Source organism: Achromobacter sp. 1014246743, assembly GCF_059760725.1.
Genome location: NZ_JCBANA010000051.1, coordinates 1 through 13,174, shown reverse-complemented (window position 1 = coordinate 13,174; position 13,174 = coordinate 1). Strand labels below are relative to the sequence as shown.

14 protein-coding genes are annotated in these 13,174 nt (G+C 67.1%); 9 read left to right on the top strand and 5 right to left on the bottom strand.

Annotation, left to right across the window (positions count from 1 at the left end):
• Window positions 1-2: 2 nt before the first annotated feature.
• A complete protein-coding gene (locus tag AC6LJ2_RS20485) occupies window positions 3-1,523 on the bottom strand; it encodes a PHA/PHB synthase family protein (RefSeq protein ID WP_498152053.1) in 1,521 nt (506 codons plus the stop codon).
• A 244-nt stretch (window positions 1,524-1,767) separates the two neighbouring features.
• Between AC6LJ2_RS20485 and AC6LJ2_RS20480 the strand changes: the two genes are divergently transcribed.
• Both AC6LJ2_RS20480 and AC6LJ2_RS20475 read left to right on the top strand, forming a co-directional pair.
• Window positions 1,768-2,370 carry a TetR/AcrR family transcriptional regulator gene (locus AC6LJ2_RS20480; protein WP_498152075.1) on the top strand — a complete coding sequence of 201 codons (603 nt, stop codon included), beginning with the start codon at window positions 1,768-1,770 and terminating at the stop codon, window positions 2,368-2,370.
• A gap of 77 nt (window positions 2,371-2,447) precedes the next feature.
• Window positions 2,448-4,016, top strand: coding sequence for an EAL domain-containing protein (locus tag AC6LJ2_RS20475; protein WP_498152052.1), 1,569 nt, complete (start codon window positions 2,448-2,450; stop codon window positions 4,014-4,016).
• On the opposite strand, the gene AC6LJ2_RS20470 is transcribed toward AC6LJ2_RS20475, so the two are convergent.
• Window positions 4,011-4,208 (bottom strand): hypothetical protein, encoded by a 198-nt coding sequence (locus AC6LJ2_RS20470; RefSeq protein ID WP_263909531.1) that lies wholly within the window; start codon window positions 4,206-4,208, stop codon window positions 4,011-4,013. The genes AC6LJ2_RS20475 and AC6LJ2_RS20470 overlap by 6 nt on opposite strands.
• Window positions 4,209-4,305: 97 nt before the next feature.
• Between AC6LJ2_RS20470 and AC6LJ2_RS20465 the strand changes: the two genes are divergently transcribed.
• From AC6LJ2_RS20465 to AC6LJ2_RS20455, 3 genes are all read left to right on the top strand, one after another.
• Window positions 4,306-4,941, top strand: coding sequence for a DUF2975 domain-containing protein (locus tag AC6LJ2_RS20465; RefSeq protein WP_263909533.1), 636 nt, complete (start codon window positions 4,306-4,308; stop codon window positions 4,939-4,941).
• A complete protein-coding gene (locus AC6LJ2_RS20460) occupies window positions 4,941-5,180 on the top strand; it encodes a helix-turn-helix domain-containing protein (protein ID WP_263909535.1) in 240 nt (79 codons plus the stop codon). Before AC6LJ2_RS20465 ends, AC6LJ2_RS20460 begins: the two co-directional genes overlap by 1 nt.
• Window positions 5,181-5,368: 188 nt before the next feature.
• Window positions 5,369-5,749, top strand: a complete 381-nt coding sequence (locus tag AC6LJ2_RS20455) for a DUF4156 domain-containing protein (protein WP_263909538.1) — start codon at window positions 5,369-5,371, stop codon at window positions 5,747-5,749.
• A 65-nt stretch (window positions 5,750-5,814) separates the two neighbouring features.
• Here AC6LJ2_RS20455 and kch read toward each other — a convergent pair whose 3' ends face one another.
• Window positions 5,815-7,026, bottom strand: coding sequence for a voltage-gated potassium channel protein (gene kch, locus AC6LJ2_RS20450; protein WP_445657550.1), 1,212 nt, complete (start codon window positions 7,024-7,026; stop codon window positions 5,815-5,817).
• A gap of 431 nt (window positions 7,027-7,457) precedes the next feature.
• Window positions 7,458-8,276: a response regulator transcription factor gene (locus AC6LJ2_RS20445; protein WP_498152051.1), complete on the bottom strand. Its 819-nt coding sequence runs from the start codon at window positions 8,274-8,276 to the stop codon at window positions 7,458-7,460.
• Between the two features lie 712 nt (window positions 8,277-8,988).
• Here AC6LJ2_RS20445 and AC6LJ2_RS20440 point away from each other — a divergent pair.
• Window positions 8,989-9,384, top strand: a complete 396-nt coding sequence (locus tag AC6LJ2_RS20440) for a helix-turn-helix domain-containing protein (RefSeq protein ID WP_263909544.1) — start codon at window positions 8,989-8,991, stop codon at window positions 9,382-9,384.
• On the opposite strand, the gene AC6LJ2_RS20435 is transcribed toward AC6LJ2_RS20440, so the two are convergent.
• Complete coding sequence (locus AC6LJ2_RS20435) at window positions 9,365-10,591, bottom strand: acyltransferase family protein (protein WP_498152050.1); 1,227 nt, start codon at window positions 10,589-10,591, stop codon at window positions 9,365-9,367. The genes AC6LJ2_RS20440 and AC6LJ2_RS20435 overlap by 20 nt on opposite strands.
• Window positions 10,592-10,821: 230 nt before the next feature.
• On the opposite strand from AC6LJ2_RS20435, the gene AC6LJ2_RS20430 reads away from it, so the two are divergent.
• The 3 genes from AC6LJ2_RS20430 to AC6LJ2_RS20420 all read left to right on the top strand — a co-directional run bounded on the left by AC6LJ2_RS20430 (window position 10,822) and on the right by AC6LJ2_RS20420 (window position 13,131).
• A complete protein-coding gene (locus AC6LJ2_RS20430) occupies window positions 10,822-11,352 on the top strand; it encodes an META domain-containing protein (RefSeq protein ID WP_263909546.1) in 531 nt (176 codons plus the stop codon).
• A 161-nt stretch (window positions 11,353-11,513) separates the two neighbouring features.
• The gene (locus AC6LJ2_RS20425; RefSeq protein ID WP_263909548.1) at window positions 11,514-12,308 is read left to right on the top strand and encodes a DUF4377 domain-containing protein; all 795 of its coding nucleotides are present in this window, start codon (window positions 11,514-11,516) and stop codon (window positions 12,306-12,308) included.
• 85 nt (window positions 12,309-12,393) lie between these two features.
• The gene (locus tag AC6LJ2_RS20420) at window positions 12,394-13,131 is read left to right on the top strand and encodes a sulfurtransferase (protein WP_263909550.1); all 738 of its coding nucleotides are present in this window, start codon (window positions 12,394-12,396) and stop codon (window positions 13,129-13,131) included.
• Window positions 13,132-13,174: the final 43 nt, after the last annotated feature.

Sequence of the window (13,174 nt, the reverse complement as noted above, 5' to 3'; positions counted from 1 at the left end):
GCTCAGGTCTCCATCACGTAGGTGCCGGGCGCATCGTCCAGCACCGGGTAGCCTTGACGGGCAGCGCCCAGCGCAGGCGGCTTGGCGGGCCTGCCCGACCGGGCATCCAGCCACGCCCGCCAGTGGGGCCACCAGGAACCTGCGTGCGTCGTGGCGGCCGCCAGCCAGGCATCGGGGGCCAGCGCCGGTTGGCCGGCGGGCCGTGTCAGGCTGCGGAAATGACGCCGCGGATGGCCGGGTTCGCTGACGATGCCGGCGTTGTGGCCGCCCCGGGTCAGCACGAAGGTCAGCGGCGCCGGCGCCAGGCCGTGCAGTTTGTAGACCGAGCGCCAGGGCGCCACGTTGTCGGTTTCGGTGCCGACGCAGAACAGCGGCGTGCGCAGGTCGGCCAGGCTCACCGGCTGGCCGTCGACGGCGTAGCGGCCCGCGGCCAGGTCGTTGTCCAGGTACAGGCGGCGCAGATACTCGCCATGCATCCGCGCCGGCATGCGGGTGGCGTCGGCGTTCCAGGCCTGCAGGTCGGTCATGGGCTGGCGCTGGCCCAGCCAATAGTCATTGATCATGCGGCCCCACACCAGCTGCTGCGAGCGCAGCAGCTGGAACGCGCCGCTCATCTGCTGCGCCGGAAAATAGCCCAGCGCCTGCATCTCGGCTTGCAGCAGCGCCACCTGGAATTCATCGATGAACAGGCCCAGCTCGCCCGGTTCGGAGAAATCCGTCTGCGCGGCCAGAAGGCTCAGGCTGGCCAGGCGGGTATCGCCGTCCCGCGCCATGGCGGCCGCGGCGATGGCCAGCAGTGTGCCGCCCAGGCAGTAGCCCGCCGCATGTACCGCGGCACCGGGCGTGATCGCGTTGACCGCGGCCAGCGGTTCGCGCACCCCCAGGTTCAGGTAATCGTCCATGCTCAAGTCGCGCTCGGCGGTGCCGGGGTTTTTCCACGACACGCAGAACACCGTGTATCCCTGCCCGACCAGATAGCGGATCAGGGAGTTGTGCGGCGAGAGATCCAGGATGTAGTACTTCATGATCCAGGCCGGCACGATGAAGATGGGCTCGGGCCGGACACGCTCGGTGCCGGGGCAGTACTGGATCAGCTCGATCAGGCGGTTGCGCAGCACGACCTTGCCGGGCGTCACCGCCACGTCGTGGCCGGGCCGGAAATGCTCCGCGCCCGCCGGCGGCAGGCCGCCCCACTGGCGCAGGCCGTCTTCCCAGGCCGCCTGCGCGCCGCGCAACAGGTTGGCGCCGCCTTCCTGCAAGGTCTGGCGCAGCACCTGGGGATGGGTATACGGGTGGTTATCGGGCGCCAGCACTTCCAGCCACTGGCGTGCCGCGAAGGCGGCCAGCGCGCGCTGGTGCGCATTGGCCAGGGGCAGCGCGCGGACATACGTGTTCCAGCCACCCTGGGCCTGCTCAAAGGCCTGGCGCCACCACGAATAGGGCCACTGCCCCCAGGCGGTGTCGTCGAACCGGCCTGCGGTCATCGCAATGTCCTTGCGTGCTGGCGGGGTCGTGTCCGACATGCTGGCTCCATGGCGTGCAGGGCAGCGCGGTCATCGCGCTGGGGGGGGGGAGGCCGGCGCGTCGTGGTGCGGGGCTTGTGGCCCGGCACCGGGCGCACCGGTGTCAAACGTCCTGGATTGATTGTGCGCCAGCCGTCGTGCCCCCTCCTTGATCGAAATCAAGCTAACGACTGACTGGTCGGTTTTTAATGGGACTGTTGGCGGGGCCTTGATGCCGCGCCGACTCGCACAGGGAGCAGTGATGATGGGCACGCAACGTCAGCGTCTCCCCCCCACCGTGCGCGTCGGGCAGATTCTCGACGCCGCGTTGCAGGAATTCTCGATCGCCGGTTATGCCGGCACCCGGATGGACGACATCGCCCTGCGGGCCGGGCTGTCCAAGGGCGGTCTTTACGCGCATTTCTCCAGCAAGGAGCAGGTCTTCGAAGCGCTGCTTGCGCGTCATCTGTGCCCGCCGCGGCTGGACGCCCAGGCCCTGGTGGCGGGGGCGTCCACGCCCCGGCATCTGGCCGAACGCCTCGTCAACCACCTGTACGCCAGCCTGGCCAATCCGGCCATGGTCGCCACCATGCGCCTGCTGCTGGCCGAAAGCGGGCGCGTGCCGCACCTGGCGCGCCGCTGGCGCCAGGACACCGTGGATGCGCACCAGGCCGACATCGCGCAGTTGCTGCGGCTGGCCCGCGAACGCGGCCTGTGCGGCGACGGCGTGGCGCTGCGGCATCCGTGGCTGCTGCTGTCGCCCGTGGTTCACGCCATCTTCATGGCGATCCTGCTGGGTCCGGACGAACGCATCAACCTGCCGGAGCGGCGCGAGGCGCACGTCGCCATGATCTGCGCCCTGCTGTAGCCGGGGCGGCTCGCTGCCCTGTATTCTTGCGCTACTTCCACGACTCGATCCGCGAGGACGATTTGCCTACTTCCGGAATGACCGTCCGCGTGCCGTCCTGGCGTTACTTCCCGGTGGCGTTGGCCCTGGTCCTGCCGGTGCTCGGTTGCGTTGCCTGGACCTGGCTGCACGCGCAGTCCACCGAACGCGCCGAAGCCGCCACCGCCGCGCGCATCGTGCGGGTCCAGACCGAGCAGATCGTGGCCCGCGCCGTGGACATCCTGCCGCGCGTGGCGGCATTGACGTCCGGCTCCTGCGAAGAGGCGCTGCCCGACCTGTACCGCTGGGGCACGCTCAATCCGTACTTCCGCGCGCTGATCCTGGTCGAGCGCGACCACATCTATTGTTCGTCGGCCGTGGGCGAGGTCGATTTCGTCACGGGCCAGTTCCGCAAGTGGCCCGTGGATGTGCCGCCGGCGCAGTGGTTCTTCAGCGTGGCGGGTACGCCCCTGGCGCCTGAGCGGCCGGCGCTGCTGCTGGGCATGCCGGCCGCCGATGGCCGCGGCGGGGTGGTCGCCATCGACGGGCGTTACGTGCAGGACATCCTCAATTCCGTCGCCTCGCTGGGCGAATACCAGCTGGAAGTCACGCTGGGCCAGGGCGCGCCTATCCGCAGCGATTCCTGGGGGCGGGCCTCGGTGGCGCCCGAACTGCTGTTCGAGCAAGCCGCCAACGTCGCCGGCCGGGCTGACCTGGCCGTGCGCGTGCTGGCCCCGCCCGAAGCCGTGGTGCGGGCCTGGCAGCAACTGCTGGTGACCTACCTGCCGATCGCCTTGTTGTTCGGCGCGCTGCTGGCCTTCGGCGCCTACCGCCTGCAGGTGAACCGGCAGTCGTTCAAGGAACAGCTGCGCCGCGCCATGGCGGCCGACGAATTCCACGTCGAATACCAGCCGGTCTACGGCAAGGCCACCGGCCGCTGCGAAGGGGTCGAGGCCTTGATGCGCTGGAACCGTCCCGGCGTGGGCCCCGTGCGTCCGGACATCTTCATCGCGGCGGCCGAGGTCGAGGACATGATCGTGCCGCTCACCCAGCATCTGCTCGCGCTGATCCAGCGCGACATGCGCGATTGGGTCACGCCGCCCGAATTCCACATCGCGGTCAATTTCGCGCCCGAGCATCTGTCCAGCCCCACGCTGTTGGCCGACGTGCAGGCCTTTCGCGCCGGCATCCGGCCGTCGCTGATGGTGCTGGAAATCACCGAGCGCAGCCTGATCGCCGACAACGGCCAGGCCCGCCGCAACATCGACGCGCTGCGCGCCGAAGGCGTGTTCGTGGCCATCGACGATTTCGGCACGGGCCATTGCTCGCTGTCGTACCTGCAGAAATTCCCGGTCGATTACCTGAAGATCGACAAGGGCTTTGTGCACGCCATCCAGCCCACCGGGGAAGAGGCACCGGTGCTGGACGTGATCATCACGCTGTCGCATCGCCTGGGCCTGGCGGTCGTGGCCGAAGGCGTCGAAACCCCCGAGCAGTTCAACTACCTGACGCAGCGCGGCGTGGCGTTCATCCAGGGCTATCTGTTTGCCCGGCCCATGCCGTCGGCCGACTTCGTGCGGTGGTATGCCGAGAAGGCGGCGCAGCCGCCGGTGCCCGCGGTCTCATAGCGCGCGCAGCGGCAGGTTCAATAACGAAAAGCGGTTACCCAGCGACCACAGGACGCCGCCGCGCCCAGCTTGCGCGAAGACCGGGCCGCGGCAGAGCCGTGCGCCCGGGTCGGCCGTGTCGCCGCAGGGGACTGACAGCACGAAGTACAGCAGCACGGCGAGCAGCGACGCGACTGCCAGGGTGGCCCGCATGACTTTCCTTTATGGGATAAAAAATTATTGTGAAACGATAATTTGTTGCTACACTACAGCAACTTCATCACCCCAGCAATGTCATCCGGAGACCGCCATGGCAGCCGCGCCGACCTTTTCATCCGCCCCGCAGACCTCGCCACCCGCCAGCGGCGCGCGGCGCCTGGCCCGCATTCGTGGGCTGTCGCGCTGGATGCGTGGCCTGCTGGTCGTCGCGGCGGTGATCCTCATCGCCGCACTGATCGGCATGTGGTTCTTCACATCCGAGGCCGTGCTGGCCCGCGGCCTGTATTCCTTTCTCGGTGTCGCGGCGCCGGCCTATGCGGATGCCGCCACGCCCGTCACCTTGCCGCACCTGAACCTGGGGCCTGCGTACCGGGTGCTGGGCTTTGCCTTGTTCGGCGTATTGGCGGCCCTGGCGTTGCGCGCCATCGCGCATGCCCATGCGATGTTTTCCGACTTCAGCCGCGGCGAGGTGCTGACCGTGGCCACGGCCCGGCGCCTGCGCGGCATTGCCTTGCTGGTCACGGTGTTCAGCGTCGCGGTGCCGGCCTTGAAAACCGTATTGATGCTGGCGCTGACGCTGGCCAACGGGCCGGGCGAGCGCCAGCTGATGATCGGCATCGATATCAGCGACATCCTGCTCGGCCTGCTTGGTGGCCTGTTGTTCACGCTGGCCTGGGCCATGGAAGAAGCGGCCCAGGTCGCGGAAGAAAACCGGGGATTCATCTGATGGCGATCGTGGTCCGGCTGGATGTGATGCTGGCGCAGCGCAAGATGAAGGCGCGCCAATTGGCCCAGGAAATCGGCATTACCGAGCCGAACCTGTCGCTGCTCAAATCGGGCAAGGTCAAGGGCATGCGCTTTGACACGCTCGAGCGCATTTGCGAGGTGCTGCAATGCCAGCCCGGCGACCTGCTCGAATACCAACCCGGCCCGCCCGCGGCCGGCGACGACACCGGCGTCGACTAGGCGCCGCGACGGGCGCTGTTCGCCGCGTGGCGCCGCCCTCGCGGCAGGCGCCGGTGGCCATGGCCTGATCCGTCCAGGGCCGCCCCGCGCTCGCCCGGCGGCCGCCCCTTGATCTTACTTTTCAACCGCCTGTCGCGCGGGGTTCGCCCGCGTGCCGGGTTCCCACGTCCCTTTGATGGATGCTTGCCATGCACTACCTGTCTGCGATTTCCCGCGATGCACTGCGTGTCGCTTCCCTGTTGACCTCGGCCTGCGCGCTGGCCGCCTGCGCACCCACGGCGCTGTCGCCCGGCGCCGCCTCCAACGTGCGCATCACGCACAACGAACCCGGCAAGGACTGCGTCTTCCTGGGCGACGTGACCGGCAACCAGGGCAACTTCCTGGCGGGCGCGATCACCTCGAATGCGGATCTGGAAACCGGGGCGCGCAACGACCTGAAGAACAAGGCTGCCGCGCTGGGCGGCAACGTGGTCTACCTGCTGACGCAGCGTGCGGGGCAGACAGGCGGCAAGGACCACCTGGAGCAGACCAACGTCACGCTATCAGGCAACGTGTATCGCTGTGGCTAGGAGGGGGCACCGTGCGCAGGCCCGCGCTTGCGGCCAGGCGGCACGGGCCGCGCGCGGCGGCGGGCTCAGCTCGCCTTGGCTTGCGGCGCCGCCTTGGCAAAGAACAGATCCGTGATGGACTGGCTGTCCATCGGCTCGCCGTTGATGGCGCGCGCCAGCAGTTCGGCGCCCAGCAACTGCACCGAGAACACCAGGTCGGGCTGTACGCGGCGGATCTTTTCCAGGTGCTTGCTGGTGTTGACCAGGGCGACCGTCTTGGCGCCTTGCTCGCCCACGGCCTCTTTGGCGGCCAGCACGATGAAGGCGTTCTCGGCGTCGTCATCGCGCAGCGCCAGCACGTAGCGCGCGCGGGTCACGCCCGCGCTGCGCAGCACTTGCACGCTGGACGGGTCGCCTTCGATCAGGTCGGTGGCGGCCGGGTATTCCTGCGGCACGCCGGGCGGCACGATGACGGTGACCTCGTCGCCGCGGCGCCGCAGGCCTTCGTAGACGCTCATGGCCAGGGGCGTGGCGCCGGCGATGATGATGTGGTTTTTTCTCATGGCGCTGGAAAACCGGCCTTTGACCAGCCGTTTCAGGTTGCCGCCGATCACCGGGCCGGCGATCGCACTGATGGAAGTGGCAAAGACGGTGATGCCAAGAATGATAATCGACGCGGTGAACAGCCTGGCCGCATTGCTGTGCGGCGTGATGTCGCCGTAGCCCACCGTGGACATCGACACGATGGAAAAGTACAGCGCCGTTGCCGCATCCTTGATGGGCGGATTGAATTCCTCGCCCAGGTACAGCGTGCCGAAGATCGCGTAGATCAGCAGCGATGCCATGCTGACCAGCGCGAACAGCGAGCCCGCCGTGACGCTGGCGCGGTCAAAGCGCCGCCAGTAGGCGATCAGCGCAATCACCAATACCAAGGTATAGACGCCCAGCCCGGCCCGACCGCTGTCGCCCAGGATGGCGAAGGTGCCCACCCCGATCAGCAGCACCAACGAAAAGGCCCACGCGATGCGGGCCTTCAGGATGAGGCCCAGCGCGATGATCTGCAGGCCCACGCCCAGCACCAGCCGGGGAATTTCGAGCAGGCCCACCACCTGCATCACGTCATGCCAGTTATCCAGCGCCAGCCAGAATGAATACTCGCGCGCCCGCACCTCGCGCAGCACGGGATGCATGAAGGCATAGCCGTCCAGCGCCACGAGAATGGCAAGGCACCAATTGGGGGGAATGCGGGTCAGCGCCAGGCGCAATCGGCGCGCAAGGCCGGACAGGGAATGGGGCATGGCAGGGGCGTCCTTTGCGGCTCATTCTATAGGGCAGGGCGGCAGGCTTCCTATATCCAATATGTATAGAAGGCTATCAACAAAGAATTACTTGAATTGCGCCCGACGTCCTAAACTTCTTTCATCACGCGGCTATCCGAGAGGAACACCGCTGATACGGGCGACAAGCCTGCCAGCTGCAAGGGCAGGCGAAATCACCCGGGCGTTGATCACGCTGCAGCTTGGGTGGGGACTAGAGACCCCGTTCGGGCTCACGGCCAGTCCGTGCGTGAGTAGTATGAGGCACGAATGTTGGAATCGCGTGATCTAGGTAGAAGGCATCAGTGCCGGCTGATGACTCCAGGCTCACGTGTTGTTTTAGCGCGGCGTCTTACCTTCGGGGCAGCGCCGCGTTTTTTTCGCCTGGCGCCAGTCGCCAGGTCGCAAGCGTATCAGTAAGTCGGCACGTTGGCATCCAGCGCGTGGCGTCGCCAGTGCTCCGGCCCGTCCGGACGACCTTCCTCTCCCCCCTCCCGATTGTCCAGTTCCAGCGTGATGTCCGCCGCGAACATGTAGCCCCAGCCGTGCACGGCGCGGATCGGCAGCGTCATCTCGTTGACCGTCGCCTTGCGCCGCAAGCGGCTGATCATCACGTCCACGAAGCGGCGCCGCGTAATGGCCCCATCAGCATCCTCGGCGCCATCCGGGTAGAAGGCATCGCGACTGACCTTGCGGTCGGGCGCCTGCACCAGCTTGGTCAGGAAATCGCGCTCGCCCGTGGTCAGCCCCAGCTTGCGGCCCGCCGGGCTGATCAGCGTCCACCCCTTGTTGGCCAACCGCCAGGTGCCATGCGGCCTGTCCTCGGGCAGCGACGGTTCGGCCGCGGCCTCTGATCCGTCCAGCCCGACCGCGCGCCGCACCAGCGCTTGCAGCACCGCCGCCAGTTCCAGTCCGGTGACGTCCGGCGGCAGGCAGGCGTCGGCGCCGCAAAGCAGCGTGCGGATGCGGTTTTCCTCGGCCCCGAATGGGGCGATGGCGACAATGCCCAGGCTGCGGTCGATGGCCCGCAGGCGCACCGCCGCATTATGGATATCGGGCAGGGGGGCTTCCAGGATGATGAGCGGGCTGGGGCGGCGCGAGTAACGGTCGTACACGTCGGCCAGGTCGTGGCAGCGCCGCACGCCGAAGCCCAGGTGGGACAGGGCCTCGACCAGGCGGGCGTGCCGGGCATCGTCCTGGCTGAGAAAGATGACATCCAGCGTGTTGGTCATGAATGCCCGCCTTTGCCGACGACAGCGTGATCGTTGCGTGTCATGCCCCTCTCCCTTTGCGGCGCGCCATGATGTGGCGGCATCTGGCGATGTTGTTGGTGGCGGGCTAGGGCTTTCAGTGTCGTCAGGCCAGGCAATGGCCGGTCGATCAGCGTCTGGGCCGCGGCGGATGAATGCCGCGGTCGGGGTCTGGGGCGGCATTTGGCTGCAAGCGTGTCGCGCTTGGGCCGCCGATGATCCGATTCCGCATGGAAGTCACGCCCGTGTTTCATTTAAACACGGGCGTGTTTTTTTGTGAAGATACGTTTCTGTAGTTTCTGGTAGTAACACAGGGGCGGGGGCAAATCTCAGGGAAGCGCTTGAAACGCTGTTCGTTTGCGGGCTTGCGACCACAGGATATTAAGTATTACCGATACATTATTTTTTATTTTTCATTCCGAAGCGACATAAACTCGGGCGGGCTTTAATGGCTTGGCCGGTCCAGCGGGCGATCGGGCGCGCCGGGCTGCGTGGCCCGCAGGGTTGCGTGCAAGCCGATGATAGCAATGGTCTTTTTTACGGGTTGTGGCCTTGCCGGCGCGCCCGGCGCCGCGCCGGGCTGATGGCTGGGGGAGAATGCCGCGATTTACGGATTAGCCCCGGAATTGGTGTGCAATCCGTTTGTTTGGCGGCAGTATTGAGATGTTTTAATCAAATAAATAAATTCATATTAATGTCTCAGGTTGATCGATTGGACACGTTTAGCCATCGTCTGCGCAACGCAAGAATGCTTCAGGGATGGACACAAAAGGACTTGGCAGTCGCTAGCAACCTGTCGCAAAGCGCCATCGGCAACTACGAAAGCGGCCAGCGCCTGCAGCCTTCCAGCGACGCGCTCATCAAGCTGACCCGGGCGCTGCGAGTCAATCCCCTGTGGCTCAGCACCGGTGAAGGGCCGATGGTCAGCCCGGCGTATGACGAGCCTTCGCCCAGCCTGGGCCAACGCCCCGAGCAGCCTCCCTGGCCGTTCGAAACCGTCTCGTACGCCACCTATGCCCGCTTGAGCCTGCAGGAAAAGCGCCAGATCGAACAGGTGCTGGCGGCCTACATCAAGGCGCGCGGCGAATAGTTCCCACGCCGCGCCCACGCGGCGTGGCGGCCAGCCTGCGCACGGGCTGCACGAGACCCGACGGGCGGGGAGCGTTGGCGGGTTGCTCGCCTTCGCCTGGGGCCGCGGTGGCGCCGGCCTCGGTTCCCCGGTTACGCAGGCGCCGGCGCAAGCGCTCGACCGGGTCTGCCACCAGGGTATTGAGCAGCGCGGCAAAGCCGATGCAACCCGCCACGACCAGCACCATGAACATCACCGGCTGGCGCGCCTGCGCGCCCTCCAGCAGCCAGCCGAAGAACAGGATGACCAGCGCGTGGCAGATATAGATCGGGTAACTGAGCTCGCCGATGGCCTTGTCCAGCCGATATCGGGACTGGAACAGGAAGGCCAGCGGCAGCAGCGCAGCGAACAGCACCACCGCCATCGCGTCGCGCACGGTGTGCGGCAGGCCGATGGAAAAATGGGCCAGCGCGTAAAGCAGCAGCAGTGCGCTGCCGGCTTCAGGCAGCCGCGGAAAACGGCGCGTCCACGCCTGCCAGCGCGGCAGCAGCACCTGGTGCGACAGCGACCCCACCAGGAATAGCGCCAGTTCGGTCGGGAAAAAGCGGTAGGTCCAGGGATCGGCCAGACCGATGCCGGTGGCGACCAGCACCGCCCGCAACGCCAGGGATGCGACCAGCAGCGCCAGCAGGCGACGCGGCGAATGCAGGACGAACGGGGCGATCAGGTAGAAGCTCATTTCCACGCCCAGCGTCCAGGCCTGCGGCACCAGCAGGCCCTGGTAGAGCGGGACCTCGCTGTGAGCGAAGCTTCCCGTGAACGCCAGGGCGCCCTGCTCGATGCCGAAGAACATCAACCAGTCCTGCCCCAGGATCAGCAGGTTCGACACGCCCAGGAACAGTTCCGCGGCAAAGGGCAGAGCGTCGTAGAAGCGCCAGAACGCGCCGCCGTCCGCCGCATGCGCCAGCAGGGTCAGCGCCGCCACCGCCAGGTACACCGGATACAGGCGCAACGCCCGGTTGGCATAGAACCGGCCGACCGACCCCTGGTAGTGGTCCGTGGCGGTCAGCACGTAGGAAATCAGGAAGCCGGAAATCACATAGAAGAGCTGCACCGCCAGCCGGCCGCCCACCAGCCAGTCGGTCGTGCCGCCACCCAGGTGGTCCAGTACAACGGACAGCGCCAGCAAGGTTCTCAAGAAGCCCATCGCCGTGTCTCCGGTCGTCATTGTTGTGTGCTGCGCGGCTCCGCCGCGGGCGGGGAGCCGGACGCGTGCGGGGTGTCAACCGATTCTGCGCGTGGCGGCACGCCGCCGCCATGCGGCGTACGATGCAGACCCCCCCTGCGCAGGGAGGACGGTGCGTGCCGCTTTCGGATTCGGCTGTCAGGCGGAGGCCCGGGACGCGCCGACCGCGTGGCGGTTACAGTTGGGGTATGTCCATTCAGGAGTGCTGTTCCATGTCTTCCTTCCTGTCTTCGCATTGCCGCCTGTTGGGCGTGGGGTTGCTGGCCGTGGCGCTGGCGGGCTGCGCCGGTTCCACGGGGGGCGCACGCGCCCAGGGTGCGGCGGCCGCCAATGCGGCCACCAGCGCCGATTCGCTGGCCCAGACCAGTTGGGAACTGGTGCGCTGGACGCAGTCCTCCGGCGGGCTGCGCAACATTCCGCATGGCGACAACGGTGAACCGATACGGCTGACGTTCCTGGCGCAGGGCAAGGAATACCGCACGGGCGGCTTTTCGGGTTGCAACCGCTACATGGGCAGCTACAAGCTCGAATCCGGCAAGCTCTTCATCCAGGCCAATGCCGCCACCCGCATGGCCTGCGTGCCGGCCGAGCGCGCCGCCCTTGAAAACGACTACCTGCGCAGCCTGGGCGCGATCGATACCTTCACGCTGGACAGCGGCGGCGCCCCGCGCCACCTGACCTTCAATCTGCGTGGCGGCGACGTGCTGGAGTTCGAACGCCGTGAGGATCCGCCCACGCCCTGAGGCCCGCCGGGCCAGGTGTTTCAGTCTGTTTTGCGCCGGCAGGCGCAGGCCCGGCGCGCGCCTACAATGGGCGCTGCCCGGGGCGCCCGGCCGTGCCGCCGCGGCGCCGTGCCGAGTGTTGCCGGCGCTGAACCAGCCCTAGTTTCTTGCGGGAGAATCCCATGTCCTTGTCCTCATCCTTGCGCTGGCTCGCGCCCTGCGTGCTCAGTCTCGGCCTGGCGGCCTGCGCGTCGCCGCCGCGCACCGCGGATGGGCGGGATCCCCGCTTCCAGCCGGCCGCGGCCTCGGATGTGCTGGCGCAGACCAGCTGGGACCTGGCCCGTTGGACCCGCCCGGGCGGCGCGCTGCGCGAGATTCCGCATCCATCATCCCATTCGCGCCCGCTCACCATCAGCTTCATCCATGACCAGGGCGCCACGCGCGCCAGCGGTTTTGCCGGCTGCAATTCGTACAACGCGCCCTATACCGTGGCCAATGGCCAACTGATCATCACGTCCAACCCCGTGGCAACGATGATGGCCTGCGCGCCCGTGAACATGCAGCTCGAACAGGAATTCCTGGCCGGTCTGACGCGCATCACGGCCACCTCGTTCGACAACACCAGCAATCCCCAGCGCATGACCTGGGCGCTCAGCAACGGCGACACGCTGGATTTCGGCCGCCGCATCGATCCCGTCGCCGGCGGCCAGGTGGGGCCCACCAAGCTGGTCTACGTCAACGCCGAACGCGTGCCCTGCAATGCCGGCGCCGGCCGCACCACCTGCTACCAGGTGCGTGACAGCGCGTCGCAGCCCTGGCAGCTCTGGTATGGCGACATCACCGGCTTCAACTTCCAGCCCGGCATCCGCTACCGCCTGCGCGTGGTCGAAATCAAGGACCCCAATCCGCCCGCCGATACCTCCGGCTTGCGCTGGGTGCTCGACGCGGTGATCGAACAGGAAATCGTCAGGCGCTGACGTACCGGTTTGACCTGCGGCAAGCGGGCAGGGCGGGGCAGCGATTACTATTACGGCCTTCTTTGCCCAATCGCCCCGCTTTGCCATGTCTTCCGTCGTCAATATTGCCGCTTACAAATTCGTCTCGCTGGATGCCCTGCCCGAGCTGCGTGCCCGGCTGCTGGCCCAGGCGGGCGAGGCCGCCCTGAAGGGCACCGTGCTGCTGGCCGAAGAGGGCATCAACCTGTTCCTGGCCGGGTCGGCCGACGGCATCGACGCGTTCCTGCGGGCCTTGCGGGCCGACGCGCGCTTTGCCGACCTGGAAGTGAAGTTCAGCCATAGCGCGCAGGTGCCATTCCGCAAGCTGCTGGTCAAGATCAAGCGCGAGATCATCCGCATGGATCACCCCACGATCCGGCCCGAGGCCGGCCGTGCCCCGGGCGTGGATGCGCACACCCTGGCCCGCTGGCTGGCGCAGGGCGCCGACGACGACGGCCGCCCCGTGGTCATGCTGGACACCCGCAACGCGTTCGAGGTCGACGAAGGCACCTTCAAGAACGCCATCGACTGGCGCATCGACCGCTTCACGCAGTTTCCCGCCGCCGTGCAGGCGCACCGCGCCGAACTCGAAGGCAAGACGGTGGTCAGCTTCTGCACCGGCGGCATCCGCTGCGAAAAAGCCGCCATCTACATGAACGAGGCTGGCATTCCCAACGTCTACCAGCTCGACGGCGGCATTCTCAAGTACTTCGAGGAAACCGGCGGCCCGGGCTTTGACGGCAAGTGCTTCGTGTTCGACGAACGCATCTCGCTGGACCCGGCGCTGGCCCCCAGCAAGGACTGACGGCGGCACCGAGACCCACGTGCCCCAAAGCAACAAGCCCGCC